This window comes from Desulfobulbus alkaliphilus (assembly GCF_016918545.1).
In the GTDB taxonomy this organism is placed as follows: domain Bacteria; phylum Desulfobacterota; class Desulfobulbia; order Desulfobulbales; family Desulfobulbaceae; genus Desulfobulbus; species Desulfobulbus alkaliphilus.
Genome location: NZ_JAFFQC010000007.1, coordinates 126,145 through 145,824, shown reverse-complemented (window position 1 = coordinate 145,824; position 19,680 = coordinate 126,145). Strand labels below are relative to the sequence as shown.

Sequence of the window (19,680 nt, the reverse complement as noted above, 5' to 3'; positions counted from 1 at the left end):
GCTAGGTTCGTGGGGTTGGAGATTGGTAATAGGGGCAGGGGCAGGGGCGGAAAGAGTTTGAGCAAAAAAAAACCCGGATCGAAACATTTCGATCCGGGATATCCCTTTTTTATCCGCGGAAAAGCTATGCCGGGGGTACGCTGCCGTCCTCGCAGTCGTCTCCTCAAAGTCCAGGCAGGTCTTCTGACTCCCGGTTCATCCTACTTGCCGCGTCTTCCCAACCTTATGGTCAGTGACATCAAAGCGGCTTTCGTCCCCGGTTACAGCGGCGGGCCCGTCTCCGAATTGCACGGAGTTCCCTTTTAAGTTCTTACGAACACCTGAACTGGACACCATAGAACCCATGGTGTTATGAAAGTCAAGAAAATAATATCGATCATGGAAGCAACAGTGATCAATCGGGTGGAGAAATATATCGGTGGAGGAAAATTGAGCAGCGTCCCTAATCTACGGTTGCAGACAGGTAATTTTGCGCATGACACCTGAGGGTTCTGTCGATAAGAGCTTTATTGGGAAAACGCACGGACGAACGCTCTCGGATTCAGATTTGTGAAAAAAACAGCCAAGGTACGGGGTGGTAAAAAAGGGCAGAAATGAGTTGGGGAAATGAGCATCGCCTGGATTCAGGCATCAATGAAGGCAGGCGATGATCCTCGATATGACCACCAGAACGGTCACTGCCGAAGTGGGCCTGAGAAACCTGTACCAGGGACAATCGATTCCAGCCTTGCATCGAAAGTTGAATTGGGATATGCAGAACCGTTCTGGAGCAGCAGAAAACCTGCCATGTGTCGTGCATCCGGTTTGCATTGCCTTCAGCATGGCCATGGCATAATTCGTTCGGAATGCCAATGCTTTGAAAGACTTTGATCAAATGTTGCCTTATGCACTGGAACGTATCGGCCCGCATTGAAGGGCTCTAGCGAGTATCCAGGTCTGCACTAGCCTGGGGTTCGAGCCATCGCTACAATGCAGATGCGTGACAAGCCATACAGGTCAAACCCCTTGATAAGTTACAGATCAACGACCAGAGGATTTGCCATGTTGAAAAAGATTGTGCAACCGTTGGACCTGAGTGAGTCTCTTGCAGATGTCAAGATTCGCGCATCATTTATCGACCGGTTCGGTGGCCAGCAGATTGTCCTGCTCCACGTTATGACCCCTGGGCTTGGTAACAAAGACCTGATTCAGGCCCGGTTAGCACATCTTGTCGACGAACTGAACCAGGTTGGAATCCAGGCTACGCCCCTGCTTATGGAAGGGCATGTAGCCTCGGAAGTCACCCGTCAGGCCATGGACCTGGCAGCGGATGTCATTTACCTGCCTGCCAGTAGAAAAAACTTTCTGGTGTCCTCGTTGCTGGGAAGTACGACAGAAGACATCATCCGGCTTTCCGATATCCCGGTCTTCATCCATAAACAACGCCCGGAGCTGGAGCATACCGAAAAGGTGCGCCATCTTGTTTTTGCCACTGATTTCCGCAAAGCGGCGAGCCGGGTTTGGCTGTATGTCCGCATGCTTGGCCAGTTTATTTCCAAGCTGACAATTCTGCATGTGGGTGAAAGGGCGTCCGACCCTTTCACCGAACAATTGCGCAGGGAAAATGTCGAGCAGATGCTGAAGGATCTGACCGGGAAATTCGAAGATGACTTTCATGAAATGTCTGTCATCTCCCGGATCGGTTCGCCATCTAAACACATTATCGAGGTTGTCGAACAGATCCAGGCCGATTTGGTCGTTCTTGGGCGGCTCAACGAACCATTTCCTTCCAAGCTGCTTGGTTCTACCTGCGCGCGGGTTACCTCGGGAGTCTCCAGTTCTGTTTTGCTGGTTCCGTAAATAGTACTCTATTCGGGAATTTTCCATGTTTGACAACAAGGTCTTTTTGATATCACTGGTCATCGTCGTCGTGTTCGTCCTTGCCGGGGTGGTCGACCCGGCATTACTGGATCGAGTATCCACTTTCCTGCACGGTGCGATCATAGCCCATTTCGGCTGGGCTTACATGCTTTCAGGCTTTTTTTTCCTCATATTCTGTGTGGTTCTGGCATTGAGCAGGTATGGCACGATCAAGCTGGGTCGCGATCATGAAAAACCGGAGTATACCTACTTCGGCTGGTTTAGCATGCTTTTCGCCGCTGGGATGGGCATCGGCCTGATTTTCTGGGGCGTGGCCGAACCTCTCAGTCACTTCATGGACCCGCCGGAATTTGTCCAACCGGAAACCGGACAAGCGGCCACCTTTGCCATGCGCTACAGTTTTTTTCACTGGGGTCTTCATCCTTGGGCGATCTATATCGTGATGAGTCTGGGTATCGCTTATTTTTCCTTTCGTCGCGGCATGCCGCCCCTGATCAGTTCCTGCTTCTACCCCATGCTTGGCAACCGGATTTACGGACCCATCGGCCATTTTATCGACATCATGGCCGTTTTTGCCACCATCTTTGGAATCGCCACCTCACTGGGACTCGGTGCGATTCAGATCAACAGCGGCCTTGAACACCTGTACGGTCTGCCTTCCTCCAGCACATTCACGCTGCTGATTATCCTGGTCACCACCTTGCTGTTCATGGTCTCCGCCGTCGTTGGCCTGGATAAAGGCATCCAGACCCTGAGCAAGACCAATATCTTTCTCGCCTTCATCCTGCTCCTGTTCATGCTGGTTGCCGGACCAACCTCATATATTCTCAACGTGTTTACCAACACCATAGGTGGATACATGGGCAGTATGCTGGAAATGAGCCTGGCCGTGAATCCGTTTCTGGGGCAGGAGTGGTACAAAAGCTGGACCTTGTTCTACTGGGCCTGGTGGATCGCCTGGTCGCCGTTTGTGGGCATATTTGTGGCCAGGATTTCCCGTGGACGAACCATCCGCGAGTTCATCTGGGGAGCGCTCCTGGTGCCGACTCTGTTAACTTTTGTCTGGTTCAGCGTGTTTGGGGGGGCTTCGTTGTTCCTGGAGCTGGAAAAAGGGACGAGCATCGGCATGGCGGTCCAAAACGACGTCTCCACCGGTCTGTTTCTGGTCTTCGATCACTTTCCAGGTTCGATGATTTTGGCCAACGCCGCCATTGTGCTACTGATCGTCTTTTTTGTGACCTCGGCGGACTCCGCCACCTTTGTTCTGGGCATCATGACCAGTAAAGGGTCGCCTAACCCCACATTGGCCAAAAAAATCACCTGGGGAGTCATCCAGTCCTCCGTGGCCTCCATTCTGCTTGTCTCCGGTGGATTGGCGGCCCTGCAACGGATGGCCATCACCGCTGCCTTGCCATTCAATTTCATTTTGTTGTTGATGTGCTACAATATCTGGAAGGCCCTGGCCTCCGAAAAACGGGAAAGTCAGTTGCAGCGGTAAGTTGGGTCTGCTATGCCAAGGTCTGGATGGAGGGACGAAGGGGGGCGGAAAGGGGTCATTTGCGGAAAGGGGTCAGCGGAAAGGGGTCAAGTCTCTTTTTGGCTTTTGTATCTCCTCTCTCCGATTACGCTGCGATACCATGCGATTGGGAGGTAGCTGCAACAGATCGACATAATTTACACCTGTGACATATTCACAGTAAGAGCCAAAGAAAGACTTGACCCCTTATGCTGACCCCTTATGCTCGGCTCTCCAGCATTCTTCCTCGTTATCTGCTCACTCCACCCGCTGCGGTCAAGGGCTGACCTCAGGATTCCTGAGGCAACGCACGGAAAACCCTGAGGCCATATGGGTGGCGCCCCTCAAGACTCGGTCATTCCCATGCTCCAGTATACGTGTCCGGATAAAAGATTGTGAGCCGTCATCGGTAGAACTCCACCAGTAAGAGCCTTCACCAATGTGGGAGAAATTGCCGGTAGCTATCCGGGCGCCACCGGGTAAACCTGAAAAACCGCTTTCGTTGGTGCCGTTACCGTTCCTGTCCCAACCGCTCTTGCTTTTCAGCTTCTTTCCGGCGACTTGTCGCCCGCCGAGATAGCTGACCAGTTCGTTCCAATCTTCATCTGAGGGGATTTGCCATCCTTCCGGAGCCAATCCCCTCGGATCCATCACAGCATACCAGTTGTACAACTTGCCGTACTTCTTGCCATTGGCAGGGTCATTATTGTAATAACACCAGGCAGGTTTTCCTTCTTCTCCGGCTCTTTCCCATTCTTCATCGGTTTGAGCGTGTGGTATAGGATCACCATTACGGAACTTGTCAACGTTCAGATTTGACGCCATCCAAACTTGGCTGCCGATTTCGACTTCTTCGGATGAAGCTGTTTGCTCTGCGTCTCCACTGTCGGAGCCGCCACAGCTTGTCATCATCATTGCAGTCATTACCGCTGCAATCAAAAAGGATCTTGCACTTTTCATTTTTTACCCTCCTTCATTCCTTGTGTAACAATCCTGGATCCGTGCGTGTTCGTCCGTGCCTCAGCTGTATTGTCTGTGACCGTTCGGTGCAGTGCCTTGTTAGCCGATTTGTGCTTTCAGTTGCTGTTTTCTTTGCTCACTGATTTCATTCCAATGCTTTTCAGTTAAAGCGCCTTCAAATGAATGCAGGTAGTAGCAAACCGGTAAGGTCTTATTCGGATGCTTCTCCTTGATCCTACTGTATGCATTAACCGCACCAACTCTCCTTAAATCGCTCTCAGAAAAAATTCCTACTTCGTTCAGTCGTCCTGCAATCTTCTTGCCGATATTCCTGAGGTCGGTGATTTTCCTATTCCGAGACATAGTGTTCTATGGGGTCAGATCTTGAATCTTGAATTATGCTTTTTCCCGATGATTTTACTCACCGTTGAATAGTGCAATCCTGTCGCAGTAGCAACCTGTGCCTGGGTATAGCCATACTCATGGCAGGCCTTGAGGATGGCTGCGTCACGCTGCGCACGGTCTTCCGTGCCCTGTAAGATCGTCTCCAAGGCTGGACGGTCGGCAAAACGCTGCACACGAGGAATTTCCGTCAACGCGCTTTTGTCCTTGAGCAGGGGAGAAAGTTTTTCCAGAAACGGGTCGTCTCCGAGCAGGCACTGTCCTTTGATGTCATTCCAGGGCGATTCTGAATCAAGCCCCGCCTTGACAAAGAGACGGTATTTTTTCCGGGCCTGGACGCGATCAGCACCAAACTGTTCAAGAATCCAGTCCACAGCCAGAAAATCCGGTTTCTTCCGAAGCCCCGCCGTGGCCTGGTAACTGGACCACGGGTACTTGCCAGGCTCCTTGACCATTCCGGCCCTGACCGGGTTCAGGACTATGTACCGGCATAGTTCGAGAAGATAGGCGTCCCGGTCAACGACAATGGATTTGAACCGTCCCTGCAGCACGTGACCAACCCGGCCATGCCGCCGGTTGAATGCCTGCGTGTAGACGCTGTTGAACTGGCGCATGGCCTTGGACAGATTGGCATCCGGAGTTTCAAGCAGGAGATGGAAGTGGTTGGTCATCAGGCAATACGCGTGGCAAATAACGTTGAACCGGCGCATTGTCAGTCCGAGGACGGAGAGAAAGGCGCTCCTGTCGATGTCGTCCAGAACAATGGCAGCCTGTGCGTTGCCCCGGGATGTCACATGGTAGATGGCTCCCGGAAATTCTATGCGGAGTGGTCGAGCCATGAGGTAAGGATACTCCGAAATAATTCAAGAATCAAGATCTGACCCCAGTTCCTTGTGACCCCAGTTCCTTGTGACCCCAGTTCCTTGGATACTCTACATCGTAGGGTCTTCCTTGGTCCAATTGACGACTTTTAATCCCGGAATTTTCGAGTAGTGGCGTTCATTGTTGGTAACCACGCAATAGCCGGTGGTCAGTGCTGCGGCCCCGATTATGAGATCAAAATCGTCAACTGGTGTGCCTTCATTATAGAGTTGCACCTTGAGGACACCGAAAATATCCATAATTGCCGGCGACACATCAACCAGGGGAAAAATTTCCTTGAGCCGATATACCTTGGCAAGATTTTCGGTAACCCTGTGCGAGCGATGAGCACCAAAGACCAGTTCCCCATAGGTGATAACGGAAATCGCCTTAGGGGAGCCCGCAAACTTACGAAAATTGGCAACTGTTACAGGATCACCTTTCAACGAATAGATGAGCGTATCGGTATCGAGCAAATACATTACAGTGTGTTCTTGAACCTGGTTGCCGACTGCCGGTGCGCGCGTATTTCATCTGCGATCTCTTTTGCTGATCGGTCTTCTTGCCACGTGCCGCATAGGCTGAGAAATTCTTCAGTTGCGGTGGTGGCGGTATGCCGAACTGGTTGAGAAAGATGCTCCTTCAAAATGGCAACAACCTCTTGGCTGATGGACCGGTGGTCCCGTTCCGCTAGCTTTCCCAACGCTTCGTATAACTGGTCATCAATAGATCTGACTTGTAATGTGGCCATGGCGTTCCTCAGGAAATTTTTAGCTGATGACAATATAATACGTTTCAGTGCATGAAAATGCAATCATTTTGCATGAACAGTAACTGGCGGACATGGTTCTTCATGCCGGCGGCTTAAGAGAAACCCGAAGGCGCTCAGTTTCGAACTCCATTGGCTCAGTCATTTCCTGCCGCGCCGGTTCTTGATATAGCATAATGCAGGCTGTTGAGCGAAAGGAATCGAGTTATGATTCCGAGGATTACTTTGTTCAAAATAGTTGTTCATGGTTGCCGGGCCGGTGATGCGGTCGACCGAACAGCCGCCAGGATGCCCGCTCCGTTGGGAAGTTCAAGAGGCAGCCGCCGAACCTGGTCGAATCCAGCCTGGTGGATCATGGAAGACAGTTCCCCCTGCGTATAGGCCTGGCCTTCAGGTGTGCCGATCAGCATGTTCAGGGAGAAAAGCGCAGGGTGGATTGGTGTGGTGCGGCTGTCGTCGAGGATGAACTCCTGCACCAGCAGCAGGCCGTCCTCGGTGAGTGCTTCGACCGCCTTGGCGACAATGGTGGCGCAGGTTTCAGGGCCTTCGCTGTGGAGCAGGTGGGAAAGCCAGACCACGTCAAAGCCCGAACCGATGGGATCGACGACGAGGTCCCCGGCGACAAAGTCGATTCGATCGGTCAGATTAAACCGGGCCACCGTTTGTTCGGCAAAGGGACGAGTGGTTGGTAGGTCGAAGACGACCGCGGTCAGTTCCGGGTTCTGTTGGCAAAAATGGATGGCGTAGGTGCCGGGGCCGCCGGCCAGGTCGAGCAAGCGGCGCCGGCCACCCAGGTTGATGGCCGCTGCCACCTGCGGGGCAATCCGGTTGGCCAGGTTGAACATGCCCATAAGAAAGCTTTCCCGTTCAAGGCTGTCGACATCGTGGGACGAGCGTTTGCGCACCGGTTTCCCGTGCTGAACTGCTTCGTCGAGCCGGCTCCAACCGTCCACCAGAAAATGATGATGCATGATGATGTGGCCAAGATAATGAGGCGACTGTCGGGCGAGATGCTCGGCGCTGAATTTGGTGGCGCTGAACCGGTCCTCTTCCTTGCGCAGCAGATCCATCGCGGCCAAAGCATGGAGCAGCATGTCGAGGCCGCGAGCGTCAACCTCAAGCAGACGGGCCAGGTCCGCAGCCGTCATGGGTCTTTGGGCCAGGTGACTGAAAACATCCAGTTTGACTCCGGCGTGCAGAGTACATGGTTTCCAGCAGCCGCTGGCTACCTTGAGGAGTTCCGGGACCGTCATGGCGGCGTTGGCCTGCTCCTGGGCACCTGAAGTGTGGATCATGCTGTTTGTCTCCTTCCCGGTCCTTCTTGCGGGGATACGTTTTCCTGAATCCGTGACGGCTGGACTCTTGTTTGAGTTTTATTTTTTGAAATCAGGTCATAATTGCAGCTGAATCCTTGAAAATAACTTTCATCCGCCGCCTTCGGGGCGTCCGTCCGCACGCCAGCTTCATTGCCCGTACCCGTCCGATGAGGTGTACTTTAATCGAAGGGCCACGGACAATGAAGCTGGCGCACCGACAAACGTTCACAGATTCAGGAATATATCAACCTTCCAAGGCCTCGCGTAGTTTTTCCCCCAGGACTCTCATCGAAAAGGGTTTTTGGATGAAATGCACGCCTTCGTCCAGCACTCCGTGGTGGGCGATGACGTCGTCGGTATAACCGGACATGAACAGGGTTTTGATACCGGGGTAGCGAGAAAGCAGATTCCTGGCCAGGTCGAGGCCATTCATCCCGGGCATGACTACATCTGTCATGAGCAAATCGATGCGGCTTGAGTGTTCCTCGGCCAAGCGGATGGCTTCCTCCGGGGAACCCGCCGTCAGTACTGTGTATCCTTGGTGTTCGAGCATGGTCCTGAGCATTTTCAAGATTACCGGTTCGTCTTCTACCAGTAATATGGTTTCGTGGCCGCGCATCGTCGCCCCAACCTGATCCTGTACAGGCAGGGGTTCGGTTCTGATGACATATTGCGGCAGGTAGATTTTGAAGGTTGCCCCCTGGCCCGGTTCACTTTCCACGTCGATAAAGCCGTTATTCTGGGTGACGGCGCCGTACACGGAGGCGAGCCCGAGACCGGTACCCTGGCCCTGCTCCTTGGTGGTGAAGAAGGGTTCGAACATATGGTTGATGGTCTCCTGGTCCATGCCGCAGCCGTTGTCACTGACCGCCAGCAGCACGTACTCGCCCGGCACCACCCCGGTGTGAACAGCGCCCCAGGCATCATCGAACGAAGTCAGGCCTGTCTCAATCGTGACTTTACCATGGCCCTTGATGGCATCCCGAGCGTTGACGCACAGGTTGGCCAGAATCAAGTCGATCTGGGCGGGATCCATCTTGACCGGACAAAGGTTCCGGCCAGGCAGCCAGATCAGGTCGATGTCTTCGCCGATGAGCCGGCGCAGCATCTTGAGCATTCCTTCAACGGTTTCGTTCAGGTCGATAATCCTGGGCGTAATTGTCTGTTTGCGGGCAAACGCCAGAAGTTGGCGGGTCAGGTCGGCGGAGCGCTGAGCAGCCTGATTGATTCCGTGCAAGGCCCCATGCAAGGGATGGTCGGCTGCCATTTGGCTTAGAGCCATTTCTGAATATCCAAGGATCACGCCCAGCATATTGTTGAAATCGTGCGCCACCCCTCCGGCCAACCGGCCGACTGTTTCCATCTTCTGGGCTTGAAAAAGCTGTTCCTGCAGTTTTTCGTGTTCTTTTTCCGCCGTTTTACGTTCGGTGATATCGTTGACAAAGCTCAGGTTGGCCAGGTCACCATCCCAGTTGATAATCTGGGCACTGAGGTTTATCCACCTGACAGATCCGTCAGATGCGACCACTCTGAAATCGTAGGATTTTTCCAGGTCCTCCCCTCGCATCCGCCGGATATGCCGGTCGAGGACCGTTGCCCGGTCATCAGGGTGGATGAATGTAATAAAGGGTTCTGAAGTGATTTTTTCAGCGTCATGGCCCAGGATATGCTTCAGTGCCGGGTTTGCGAATTCTATGGTATCCCCTCGGGCGACCAGTATTCCATTTTCCGCCCCTTCAAACAAGTGGCGGAATTTTTCAAGTGCTCTGGTTTTTTCCGCGATTTCCTGATGCAGCCGGTCAGTCAGCAGACGAATTTCCTTCATGGGATAGGATTCGCCCTCATCATGCATTGCACTCGCGGTGGATAAATGCATATGAAATATCGAAGGGCTGCCATTGCATCCTGTGAGGACGCACGACAAACGCAACCCCCGCATGCTCACTTGGTGCAAACCAGTTTTGAGATGCCAATCGAATACCAGTAAGGCTACAACAACCTCTTCCGAAACAGGGTTGAAAATTTTTTGGCGTACAACAAATTCTATAGGCTCCGTAATATTTTTTAGATCTCGCTCGTATAAGGACATCGCTGCAGGCAGATCAACGGCAATCTCATCTGCACCGGTACCGACACCGTTCATTTTTGGATGCAGCATGGCGGCAACGGAATTTAAATCCCGGTTCGTGAGGTAAGCATTCAAGTACTGCAAGATACATTTTTCAGCGTTTCTGGCAGCCTTTTCAACCGCTCTCTGTTTTTTGTCCACATTCAATGCAAGTGTTTCCTGTTAAATTGGCCGAAAGGTCCAAGCATTCAGGCAGAGAAAGATTTGCCTTGTCATGCCTCGTTTGGGAAGCACACTGCCGGGTTAAGCTGATTCCTGATTATCTCTGGCCGTGCGAGAAAAAGTATGTCCAGTGCATGTAGACTGGGAAATCAACCAGGTTTCCTCTTTATCGGTTCAGAGGAGAAAATTCTCTGCTTACACTGTGCTTAAACAAGCCCAAAAAACAAAAAAATTCAACCTCAATAATGAATAACCAAACGGGCTGTCAGTATGCTCCAGAAGGAATGCTGCACGATGCTCGCGCAAGGCAATTACAGGCACCCCTTCTTGCACCGAGCAAGTGTCGGTACAAGAGGGCTATAACGTTCGGCCACGTCGGCACAAATCGGAGGAATCCGTACCTGCGTACAAGAGAAGAGCCTGATGCATCAGACAGGTGCGAACCCTGATCAGGTATATGATCGCTCTGGTATCAGGGAATTGCAAAAAAAAGTTCGGCGGGAGGACTCACTGGCGATGGGAGGGCGGCTGGCACAACCACATCCATCGCCAATGGAAGAATGGATGGACGTTTATTTGTCCTGGTGGGGATGTTGAATAATTTCTCCTTCAATAATGTAGACCACTTCTTCCGAGAGGTTGGTCACATATTCGGCGATTCGTTCCATATAGCGGGAGACTGCCAGGTAATTGAGCAGCGCGTCAATATTTTCCTGGTTCTTGACGATCAATTTCTTAATCGCCTGCAAGTTGGAGCGATGTATTTCATTGACCGCTTCTTCGTCGTTCAGTACCGCCTTCGCCAGATCCTGATCCAAATTGATCAGGGCATCGAGACTGCGCGTCAGCATGGAGTGAACGTGGTTGGACATGCTGTCGACATCGAAGGGCAGATCGACCGGCGGCATTTTATTGAGGATCTGGGCCCGGTTGGCGATACTCGCGGCCAAGTCAGCAATTCGTTCAAGATCGTTATTGAACTTGAGGGTAGCCATGAGAAAGCGGAGATCGAAGGCCACTGGTTGATGGAGAGCAACTATTTTAAAACACTCCTCCTGAATGTCGATTTTTTTGTCATCAATCTCCCTCTCGCGGCGAAATACTTCCTGGGCCGCCGCCATATCGCCTTCGTTAAGGGAGCGACAGGACAGGGTATAATTCATTTCCACCATCTTGAAGAGATAGACCAACTGGGCCTTGATTTTTTCAATCTCACGTAAAAATATCTGGGACATAATGGGCAATCCTTTGTGGAGGGGCTCCCCCCCCGGCAGGTTTCTCTTTGGCAACGACATGAATCCGTGACGGCTGGACGCTTGTTGTGGATATATCCTGCTGTAATCAGATTATAATTGCAGTGGAACCCTTGATAACAACCTTCACCAGCTGCCCTTGGGGGCGTCCGACCGCACGCCATCTTCATTGCCGGTAACCGTCCGATATAGTGTACTTTAATCGAACGGTCACCGGCAATAAAGCTGACGCACGGACGAACGCTGACGGATCCAGGAAAGAGTCAAACCCTGACCAGAGTCAATCCAGAAATGGGATACTTTGTCTGCATCGAGGTGCGTCGGCAAAGGTAATCAAAGGAATAGAAGTACAATTCCAAGGAATACATCATACAGTGCAATAAAGAGTCAGGGAAAAATAACCGTTTCTGGATAGGCACTGACTTTGAGTATGGTCGATCGCCGCAGGATCAGAAGCGGCCGGGGTTGCATTAATAACACTCTTTATATCCCATAACCCTTGGCTTTGAGAAAGGCGTCGATGGTGCCCTCGTCAACCTCTTTCATGGTTATGCGGTCCGGCCCGGCCAGGGGTCGGACGTTATGAACCGCCGGAGCACCCTTGCTGTCATATTCGGCCAGGGCCTTGCTGTCGGCATGGAACACCCAGAGATGGCCGCGCCGATCCATTCGGGTGACAAAGCCGGATATGGCCTGCAAGTAGGCGTCGATGGTGCCCTCTTCAACCTCTTTCATGGTTATGCGGTCCGGCCCGGCCAGGGGTCGGACGTTATGAACAGCCGGAGCGCCCTCGCTGTCATATTCGGCCAGGGCCTTGCTGCCGGTATAGAATACCCAGAGGTGGCCACGCTGGTCCATCCGGGTGACAAAGCCGGGCTTGGCCAGCAAGTAGGCGTCGATGGTGCCCTCTTCAACTTCTTTCATGGTTATGCGGTCCGGCCCGGCCAGGGGTCGGACATTATGAACAGCCGGAGCGCCCTCGCTGTCATATTCGGCCAGGGCCTTGCTGCCGGTATAGAATACCCAGAGGTGGCCGCGCTGGTCCATCCGGGTGACAAAGCCGGGCTTGGCCAGCAAGTATGCATTGATGGTGCCCTCTTCAACTTCTTTCATGGTTATGCGGTCCGGACCGGCCAGTGGGCGAACGTTATGAACCGCCGGAGCGCCCTTGCTGTCGTATTCAGCCAAGGCCTTGCTGTCGGCATAGAAAACCCAGAGGTGCCCCCGCTGATCCATTCGGGTGGCGAAACCGTCACGATCATACTGGGCAGTTACCTGGTCATACTGGGCAGTTACCTCTGCGGCAGCGTGAGTAACTTCGTTACCGGCAACCGACTTGTTGGAGTTGGAGGTGCAGCCAAGAGTACAACTCAAGCCTGCAACCAGCGCCACGGCAACAATCGTTTGTTTCATATTCTTTTCTCCTTTGTGTTGTTGTAATGGGATGGATTGAATGTAGGGCGGATAGGTTTGCCGTCCCGGCTTACCACTCCCAATCCCTGTTTATCTACATTGAGCTGTTCTGGAAAGGGTCCACCAGACCTGCTGGCAGATAAAGTAAAAACGCCTGGTTACAAGCATATTCCGCCTTTGTCGTGGCTCTTTCCATTGTCGACAGTTATCCGAAACGGCCGGTGATATAGTCCTCGGTTTCCTTCAACTTGGGTTTCTTGAAGAGTGAGAGGGTCGGTCCATACTCCACCAGCTGTCCCAGATACATGAAGGCGGTGTAATCACTGACCCGGGCAGCCTGCTGCATATTGTGAGTGACGATCAGGATGGTATAGGTTCCCCGCAACTGGTCGATCAGGTCTTCGATTTTAGCTGTGGCAATGGGATCCAGGGCCGAGCAGGGCTCGTCCATCAGCAGCATCTCGGGCTCGGAGGCGATGGCTCGAGCCACGCAGAGCCGCTGCTGTTGACCGCCAGAAAGCCCCAGCGCACTCTGTTGCAAGCGATCCTTGACCTCGTCCCACAGAGCAGCTCCCCGCAGGGATTTTTCACAGACTTCGTTGAGTACCTTACGGTCGTTGATCCCGTCAATCCGCAGAGGATAGATCACATTTTCGTAGATGGTCATGGGGAAAGGATTGGGTTTCTGAGCCACCATGCCCATCCGTTTACGCAGTTCAATGACATCCACTCCCTTATCGTAAATGGAATCGCCGAAAAGACGCATATTTCCGCCAATGCTGACCGAATCCACCAGGTCATTGAGTCGGTTGACCGAACGGAGCAGGGTTGATTTGCCGCAACCGGAAGGACCGATCAGGGCGGTAACCTTCCCATAGGGGATCTTCATCGAAATATCGAAAAGAGCTTGATCCTTCCCGTACCAGAGGCAAAACTTCTCAATGTCGAGAACGATCTCCTCCTTGTCGATTCTGGCATCCACCTCCGGAGGAAACCACTTGCCGGCAGCAATGGCCTGGAGGCGGTCGTTGGTGCGGCGCTCTTTGAAAAGAGGCAGGGGATTACCATCGCCGTTGGTAGCCATCTTATCCATTACAACTTGTTGTTCCATTGTCACCCAACTCCTGTCATTCAATTAATACTCAGATAGCGCTGACCACGAATTTACGTCGCAACCGGTTCCGCATATAAATCGCTCCCAGGTTGAGCAGGGTAATGATCAGAATCAGCAGCAGAGTGGTGGTAAAGACCATGGGGATAGCAGCTTCGCTGTTCTGGCTTTGGAAGCCGAGATCATAAATATGGAAACCCAGGTGCATGAAGCTTCGTTCCAGGTGAACGAAAGGCGCGAAACCATCGATTGGCAATTCCGGGGCTAATTTAACCGCCCCTACCAGCATCAGGGGGGCCACCTCGCCAGCTCCACGGGCCATGGCCAGGATCATCCCGGTCATAATGCCAGGCATGGCCCTGGGCAGCACGATTCGCTGCATGGTCTGCCATTTACTGGCCCCGGAGGCATAAGAACCTTCCCGCATGGAGCTGGGGACCGCCGCCAGAGCTTCCTCAGTGGCTACGATAACCACCGGCAGGGTAAGGAGGGCCAAAGTCAAACTGGCCCAAAGGATACCGCCGGTCCCGAAGGTTGGTGAAGGCAACTTGGCGCTGAAGAAAATCTGATCGATAGTGCCTCCCACCAGGTAGCAGAAAAAGCCCAGCCCGAAAACTCCGTAGACAATGCTGGGTACACCAGCCAGGTTGTTGATCGCGATGCGGATGGTACTGATCAACGGTCCGGCCTTGGCATACTCCCGCAGGTAAAGGGCGGCGAGAACCCCAAAGGGCACCACGCAGATACACATGATCAGGGTCATGACCACGGTGCCGAAGATGGCCGGAAAAACTCCTCCCTCGCTGTTGGCCTCGCGGGGATCGTCACGCAGGAACTCAACCCAGCGGTCCAGATAGATGCCGATCCGGTTGAGCAGGCTGAGCTGATTGGCGGGATAGGCCCGGACCACCTCGGCCAGACCCATGTTTTTTTCGAACCCATCAAAGGTGACAAATCGTAGCTGATAACGGTCGTTTTCCCGGTTGAGAGCATTGATTCGATCCCGTACCAGGGCATGTTCGGCTCTGAATCCCTGGTCAGCCTCGGCATAGATCGCCTGCTGCCGGGTCAGTTCCTCCCGAGCCTGGAGATATTCCGTGGAGCTGCTGCCATATTGCATCCGGGCCTGTTGAGCTGCCATCTCCGCGGCCCGGACCTGCAAACGCGCCCGTTCCTGAGCATGGTTTATTTTACCCAGAGCCTTCCTCTCCAGGTGTCGTCTCTGCTGCCAGCGCTGGCGCACTTCTGCATGATATTCGTTGAATGCGGACCAGGTGGTTTCCGGGGTATCGGCCACCAGTTCGCCGTCAATCCAGAATTCACGGGGTTCTCCGTAGAAACGGCCCCAGGTGAGTCGTTCCACCACCATCCCCCATTGGGGATACCGCCTTTCGGTCACGGTAAAGTCGCTGACCCAACTGAAATGATCGCCATCTAACTCGAAATTACCGGTCCGGACCAGTTCGCGCTGAGAAATGCCGTCATTTTCCGCCAGCAGTGATTTCGCTTTGCTCCTGAATTCCTCAGGCAAGGCGGCAATAAGCTCCGGCCGGGGCAGATAGGAGCCGGTACGGGTAATTTCGCCACTGACCACCTTGCCATCGGCGAGCACAAAACTGACCATGGGGCCGGGCCAGAAGGTGGCCATCCCTCGTACAGTCACCAGGATCACCAGGCCGATGATCATGACCACGCAAATGGCCAGCATTCCACCGGCCAACCAGACCATGGGCTGGCCGTGGGCTGAGATGGTGGAACCTCGGCCCAGAGTTTTTCGCCAGATCCGTCCGGTTCCTCCTCCACTGCTGACAGTTGTCCGGGAACCCCCGGGGGTACCCGGATTTTTAATATCAGTTTGAGAACTTGTTTGACTCACTGTACCTCCGGCTCAACAACAAATCGCTCCAGGGAAAAAGACATTTAAAGCTGATAGGCCCGCTTGCGGAAACGTTGACGTATCACTTCGGCTATGGTGTTAATGACAAAGGTCATCAGGAACAAGGTTAAAGCCGCCAGAAAGAGCACCCGGTAGTGGGTGCTGAAAATTACTGCTTCCGGTAACTCCACTGCGATATTGGCCGATAAGGTCCGAAAGCCGTTGAAGATGTTCCACTCCATCACCGGAGTATTACCGGTAGCCATCAACACTATCATGGTCTCGCCAACCGCGCGGCCCAGGCCCAACATCACTGCTGAAAAAAGGCCGCTGGCGGCGGTGGGAATGATGATCCTCACCGCGGTCTGCCAGGGAGTGGCCCCGGAAGCCAGAGAACCGGCCCGCAAGTGTTCGGGTACGCTGGAAAGAGCATCCTCGGCGATGGTATATACCGCCGGGATGATGGCAAAGCCCATGACGAAACCGACCACCAGGGCGTTGCGCTGCACGTAGGTTCCCATCACCTGGCCGATGACCGGGAAATCTCCCCGGGAGTCGAAACCTATCGAGGTCAGCAGCGAAGCCAGCAGCCAGGCTAGAACCAGCGCCACCACTGCTCCGGCGGCAAATTTGCTCAATTCCACCAAGCCGTTATTAAACCGACTATAGTTGCGTGTTTTTTCTCGAATCCAGGGATTGAGCCAGCCGGCAGCAAGGAAAATCACCGCCAGGAGAGAAACCGGCAGGAACATGATGAACCAGCCTCCGGTTCCGGTTCCTACCTGGCCGTCAAGCCAAGCCTTGATATCCCCGGAGAAAAGGAGAAATTCCAGAAAAGGACCGAAATAGCCGGCAAGAAAAGTTCCCAACGGCAAAGCCAGAAAAATCAGAAAATAGAAGCGGAACCGGCTCATCCGAATAAAAGTGTCCACTGGCAGCAGTTGCAGACCGTAGGCAATGAGGACGAAGCAGAGCGGTACGGTGATGAAGGCCGCCAGCACCCCGGCCACCGCCCCCTCAACAAAGGTGGCAAACACCAGGGCAGCCAGAAAACCCAAAACCACGGTGGGCAGGCTTTCCATGACCTCCACCAGGGGTTTTAACCGGGCGCGGAGGTAGGAGTTTTCCATGAACTCACTGGTATAGATGGCCGCCAGCAGGGCCAGGGGCACCCCGAACATCATGGAATAAAAGGTGGCCTTGAGAGTTCCGAAAATCAACGGAGTCAGGCTGTATTTAGGCTCAAAATCATCGGTGGCGCTGGCCGATTGCCAGACGTGGCGAGGTTCATTCATCCCCTCATAGTGCACCTTGCCGAACAGGGTCCGAATGTTGGCGGCGGGATGTTTGGTATCCAGGCCCCAGGCGGTGAAGCCGTCTGGAGTGAGAGCCGCTACAAGATTTTCCCGGGGGGCCAGGTTTACCGCCAGTACCGGACCTGAGAAGGTCTGGTCCTCAATCAGCAGCTGGTTGCTGGTCACGTGATAAACTCGGACGCTGCCGTCGGCAAAACCGGCGCTCATCAGTCGGGTCCGCATGGAGACACCGAGACTGGTCACCGGGGCCGAACCTTTGTCCAAATTATGAACCATGGTCATGGTGGAGCCGTCGGCGGTAGCCACCCCCTCGGGTCGAGTCCGAAACCAGGCCCGGATATGGCCTTGGGAATCACCCACCATCAGGGTGGTCTTGCCGATGAGAAAAGAGAGGGAGGTGATTTCAGCATCCTGCTCCGGCAGCAGGGTGAGTTCCTCGGCAATCCGCAGATCGCTCAGAGTTCGGCTATCCACCCGCAACAGGTGGCCGTCGGGCCAAATCAGATAAACGGTATCGCCGCGTCCGGAAATCATCAGCCGTTTGGGGATGCCGCGCTGGTCAATATCCAGCTGTATCTCGCCGCCGCTGACCGTGGTGGTTATTTGACCGGTAAGCATGTTGCGGCGGGAAGTGATGTTCTGCACCTGCAGCATTCCATCGGCGGTGAGCGTGGTGATCACCGGACCGCTGGGCAGGACAGAAAAATCCAGGAGTTGTATTTGCTCAAGACCAGTGGCAATGGGTGGCTGTTCGTCAATGTCCAGCCGAAGCCGGCGTAACTGACCCACCGGGGTCCGCTGCATAACACCACCCTCATAGGTGGCGATCTGGCCAATCTCCAGGTTCTGCAAGTTGGCTGGCAGATTCTGTTCGTTGACAAAAAATTCAGTATTGATGGAAATCTGGCTCAGCTGAATTCGGCCGTCGGCAAAAGCGGAGGCGAGAGTTTCCGCATTGGGATCATAGGCAAAGGCGCTGGGAATTTCCCCGCCGGACAACTCAGCGTTGATCAGGTTTTCGCCGGTGTCGAGCCGGAAGGAACGTGCCTGCGATCCTTTGTTCTCCAAAACCCAGGCAGACAGCAGATGTTCATCGGTGGTCAGAAAAGCAACATCATGAGTACTCCGCTCCCCGAGCGGAACCTGATGCTGCAGGGTATTCTCCGCCTTGGCAAAGAGGGGGACCACCACGCTGGTTAGGTAGACAAAGACCCCGATAACGGCGATGATGGTTCCCACCCCACCTAAGGAAATCAGGATACGGGCCAGGTGGTCGATGATCTTGATACTACGCTTGGTCTTGTAGCGGCGGCCGGTACCGGTGAATCTTTTTTTTACGCTCATGCTCTAAGGTCATCTCTGGCGGAATTACCGAATCGATCCTGAAGAATTCTGAGTTTCCGGTTCAGGAACTCGGGGCATTACGCCCCGAGTTACCGGAACAGGAAAACAGGAGTGAGAGGAATTGATGGAGCTGCAGCTTAACGGATTCCCATCTTGTTCAGGTGCTCTTCCGCGATCACCTGGGTGATGGGATAGTAACCGTCCCGGACCACATCGGTCTGACCGTCCTTGCTGAGCATATATTTGACGAATTCCCGGCGCAAGGGGTCAAGATCGCTACCAGGCTTGTGGTTGACGTACACATAGAGGAAGCGGGCCAGGGGATACTCCCCGGTGTAGGCATTTTCTGGAGTGACGGCGATGCACTGACCGTCTGGGGTAGCAGCGAGAGGTACGGCCCGAACATCCGCGGTCATGTAGCCGACACCGGAATAACCAATCCCGGCCAATTCACTGGCAGCACCTTGAACCACTGAAGAGCTGCCCGGCTGTTCCTTGACCTCATCTTTGTAATCTCCACCAAACAGAGCGTTATCCTTGAAAAAACCGTATGTGCCGGAAGCGGCATTACGACCGTAGAGGCTGATGGGCAGGTTGGCGAACTGACCGGTGAGGCCCACATCGCCCCAGGTGCGGATATCCTGGTCATGGCCGCCGCGCCGGGTCTTGGAGAAGATGGCATCAAGCTGCTGGAGGGTCAGGCACTCGATAGGGTTGTCCTTGTGCACATAAACCGCTAACATGTCGATACCGGTGGGAAGTTCGGTGGGCTTGTAGCCAAAGCGTTTTTCGAAATTATCGATTTCCTGACCGCGCATGGGCCGGCTCATGGGGCCGAAGTGCGCAGTGCCGCTGATCAGGGCGGGCGGTGCGGTTCCCGAACCCTTGCCTTCGATTTCAATCTGGACGTTAGGGTAATGGCGCATGAAACCTTCAGCCCAGAGAGTCATGGTGTTATTCATTGAGTCGGAACCAATGCTCTTGATGTTGCCAGATACGCCGGCAACCGGCTCATAAGGTTTGAGGTTGGGGTCCACGTGAGCGGAGGCCAGTGCAGGCAGGGTCAGCAGGGCTGCCAGGGCCATGAGGGTTTTTGTTACGGTCTTCTTTTTCATGTTACCAATCTCCTTCTGTTTTTGCAGTTTACAGTCGGTTTGCGTTGCCGTCTGTTCGTTTTGCCATCGAATCTTTCGCTCTTCTCCTTCGGAGAACGACCCGGCTAAATCAGGTGCATATAGTGACTGAGAAAAATTAAGGAATGGTTAAGATTAGATTAAGGAGTGATGAAAAAGCGAAGGTCATAAAAGACGAGTTGAAAAATTAGAGATGACAGTTGATGAATTTTTTCTGACCTGAATGGTCCAAGCACCGGGGGTTTGTTAAAATTTGATTA

16 protein-coding genes and 1 riboswitch are annotated in these 19,680 nt (G+C 53.6%); of the genes, 2 read left to right on the top strand and 14 right to left on the bottom strand.

All coding sequences use genetic code 11. The features are described from left to right. Nucleotides 1–156: 156 nt before the first annotated feature. A riboswitch (cobalamin riboswitch) is annotated at nucleotides 157–339 on the bottom strand. A 202-nt stretch (nucleotides 340–541) separates the two neighbouring features. Continuing rightward, nucleotides 542–910, bottom strand: a complete 369-nt coding sequence (locus tag JWG43_RS05755; RefSeq protein ID WP_205241862.1) for a hypothetical protein — start codon at nucleotides 908–910, stop codon at nucleotides 542–544. A 131-nt stretch (nucleotides 911–1,041) separates the two neighbouring features. Between JWG43_RS05755 and JWG43_RS05750 the strand changes: the two genes are divergently transcribed. Together JWG43_RS05750 and JWG43_RS05745 are read left to right on the top strand one after the other, a co-directional pair. Continuing rightward, nucleotides 1,042–1,839, top strand: a complete 798-nt coding sequence (locus JWG43_RS05750) for a universal stress protein (protein ID WP_205241861.1) — start codon at nucleotides 1,042–1,044, stop codon at nucleotides 1,837–1,839. 25 nt (nucleotides 1,840–1,864) lie between these two features. Then, complete coding sequence (locus tag JWG43_RS05745) at nucleotides 1,865–3,358, top strand: glycine betaine uptake BCCT transporter (RefSeq protein WP_205241860.1); 1,494 nt, start codon at nucleotides 1,865–1,867, stop codon at nucleotides 3,356–3,358. A 294-nt stretch (nucleotides 3,359–3,652) separates the two neighbouring features. Here JWG43_RS05745 and JWG43_RS05740 read toward each other — a convergent pair whose 3' ends face one another. The 13 genes from JWG43_RS05740 to JWG43_RS05680 all read right to left on the bottom strand — a co-directional run bounded on the left by JWG43_RS05740 (nucleotide 3,653) and on the right by JWG43_RS05680 (nucleotide 19,402). Beyond that, nucleotides 3,653–4,336 (bottom strand): fibrobacter succinogenes major paralogous domain-containing protein, encoded by a 684-nt coding sequence (locus JWG43_RS05740; protein ID WP_205241859.1) that lies wholly within the window; start codon nucleotides 4,334–4,336, stop codon nucleotides 3,653–3,655. A 99-nt stretch (nucleotides 4,337–4,435) separates the two neighbouring features. Beyond that, nucleotides 4,436–4,699 (bottom strand): TfoX/Sxy family protein, encoded by a 264-nt coding sequence (locus JWG43_RS05735; protein ID WP_205241858.1) that lies wholly within the window; start codon nucleotides 4,697–4,699, stop codon nucleotides 4,436–4,438. A 14-nt stretch (nucleotides 4,700–4,713) separates the two neighbouring features. Then, the gene (locus tag JWG43_RS05730; protein WP_205241857.1) at nucleotides 4,714–5,577 is read right to left on the bottom strand and encodes an REP-associated tyrosine transposase; all 864 of its coding nucleotides are present in this window, start codon (nucleotides 5,575–5,577) and stop codon (nucleotides 4,714–4,716) included. Between the two features lie 93 nt (nucleotides 5,578–5,670). Then, nucleotides 5,671–6,081, bottom strand: coding sequence for a type II toxin-antitoxin system VapC family toxin (locus JWG43_RS05725; protein ID WP_205241856.1), 411 nt, complete (start codon nucleotides 6,079–6,081; stop codon nucleotides 5,671–5,673). Further along, nucleotides 6,081–6,350: a FitA-like ribbon-helix-helix domain-containing protein gene (locus tag JWG43_RS05720; RefSeq protein WP_205241855.1), complete on the bottom strand. Its 270-nt coding sequence runs from the start codon at nucleotides 6,348–6,350 to the stop codon at nucleotides 6,081–6,083. The genes JWG43_RS05725 and JWG43_RS05720 overlap by 1 nt, the downstream gene beginning before the upstream one ends. A gap of 260 nt (nucleotides 6,351–6,610) precedes the next feature. After that, nucleotides 6,611–7,663: a methyltransferase gene (locus JWG43_RS05715; RefSeq protein WP_240193409.1), complete on the bottom strand. Its 1,053-nt coding sequence runs from the start codon at nucleotides 7,661–7,663 to the stop codon at nucleotides 6,611–6,613. Nucleotides 7,664–7,928: 265 nt separating this feature from the next. Beyond that, on the bottom strand, nucleotides 7,929–9,953 hold the full coding sequence (locus tag JWG43_RS05710) for a response regulator (RefSeq protein WP_338033240.1): 2,025 nt from the start codon (nucleotides 9,951–9,953) through the stop codon (nucleotides 7,929–7,931). Nucleotides 9,954–10,546: 593 nt separating this feature from the next. Further along, nucleotides 10,547–11,209 (bottom strand): phosphate signaling complex protein PhoU, encoded by a 663-nt coding sequence (phoU, locus tag JWG43_RS05705; RefSeq protein ID WP_205241853.1) that lies wholly within the window; start codon nucleotides 11,207–11,209, stop codon nucleotides 10,547–10,549. Between the two features lie 501 nt (nucleotides 11,210–11,710). Beyond that, complete coding sequence (locus JWG43_RS05700) at nucleotides 11,711–12,640, bottom strand: hypothetical protein (RefSeq protein WP_205241852.1); 930 nt, start codon at nucleotides 12,638–12,640, stop codon at nucleotides 11,711–11,713. 205 nt (nucleotides 12,641–12,845) lie between these two features. Beyond that, the gene (pstB, locus tag JWG43_RS05695) at nucleotides 12,846–13,751 is read right to left on the bottom strand and encodes a phosphate ABC transporter ATP-binding protein PstB (protein WP_240193407.1); all 906 of its coding nucleotides are present in this window, start codon (nucleotides 13,749–13,751) and stop codon (nucleotides 12,846–12,848) included. A gap of 31 nt (nucleotides 13,752–13,782) precedes the next feature. Further along, nucleotides 13,783–15,627 carry a phosphate ABC transporter permease PstA gene (gene pstA / locus JWG43_RS20030; protein WP_205241851.1) on the bottom strand — a complete coding sequence of 615 codons (1,845 nt, stop codon included), beginning with the start codon at nucleotides 15,625–15,627 and terminating at the stop codon, nucleotides 13,783–13,785. 44 nt (nucleotides 15,628–15,671) lie between these two features. Next, nucleotides 15,672–18,287: an ABC transporter permease subunit gene (locus tag JWG43_RS05685; RefSeq protein ID WP_205241850.1), complete on the bottom strand. Its 2,616-nt coding sequence runs from the start codon at nucleotides 18,285–18,287 to the stop codon at nucleotides 15,672–15,674. Nucleotides 18,288–18,424: 137 nt separating this feature from the next. Beyond that, complete coding sequence (locus JWG43_RS05680; protein ID WP_205241849.1) at nucleotides 18,425–19,402, bottom strand: PstS family phosphate ABC transporter substrate-binding protein; 978 nt, start codon at nucleotides 19,400–19,402, stop codon at nucleotides 18,425–18,427. Between the last annotated feature and the right edge of the window lie 278 nt (nucleotides 19,403–19,680).

Bases quoted from the DNA above. Each gene is read 5' to 3' on its own strand.
- JWG43_RS05755 (WP_205241862.1), bottom strand. From the start codon at position 910: ATGCGGGCCGATACGTTCCAGTGCATAAGGCAACATTTGATCAAAGTC.
- JWG43_RS05750 (WP_205241861.1), top strand. From the start codon at position 1,042: ATGTTGAAAAAGATTGTGCAACCGTTGGACCTGAGTGAGTCTCTTGCA.
- JWG43_RS05745 (WP_205241860.1), top strand. From the start codon at position 1,865: ATGTTTGACAACAAGGTCTTTTTGATATCACTGGTCATCGTCGTCGTG.
- JWG43_RS05740 (WP_205241859.1), bottom strand. From the start codon at position 4,336: ATGAAAAGTGCAAGATCCTTTTTGATTGCAGCGGTAATGACTGCAATG.
- JWG43_RS05735 (WP_205241858.1), bottom strand. From the start codon at position 4,699: ATGTCTCGGAATAGGAAAATCACCGACCTCAGGAATATCGGCAAGAAG.
- JWG43_RS05730 (WP_205241857.1), bottom strand. From the start codon at position 5,577: ATGGCTCGACCACTCCGCATAGAATTTCCGGGAGCCATCTACCATGTG.
- JWG43_RS05725 (WP_205241856.1), bottom strand. From the start codon at position 6,081: ATGTATTTGCTCGATACCGATACGCTCATCTATTCGTTGAAAGGTGAT.
- JWG43_RS05720 (WP_205241855.1), bottom strand. From the start codon at position 6,350: ATGGCCACATTACAAGTCAGATCTATTGATGACCAGTTATACGAAGCG.
- JWG43_RS05715 (WP_240193409.1), bottom strand. From the start codon at position 7,663: ATGATCCACACTTCAGGTGCCCAGGAGCAGGCCAACGCCGCCATGACG.
- phoU (WP_205241853.1), bottom strand. From the start codon at position 11,209: ATGTCCCAGATATTTTTACGTGAGATTGAAAAAATCAAGGCCCAGTTG.
- JWG43_RS05700 (WP_205241852.1), bottom strand. From the start codon at position 12,640: ATGAAACAAACGATTGTTGCCGTGGCGCTGGTTGCAGGCTTGAGTTGT.
- pstB (WP_240193407.1), bottom strand. From the start codon at position 13,751: ATGGAACAACAAGTTGTAATGGATAAGATGGCTACCAACGGCGATGGT.
- JWG43_RS05685 (WP_205241850.1), bottom strand. From the start codon at position 18,287: ATGAGCGTAAAAAAAAGATTCACCGGTACCGGCCGCCGCTACAAGACC.
- JWG43_RS05680 (WP_205241849.1), bottom strand. From the start codon at position 19,402: ATGAAAAAGAAGACCGTAACAAAAACCCTCATGGCCCTGGCAGCCCTG.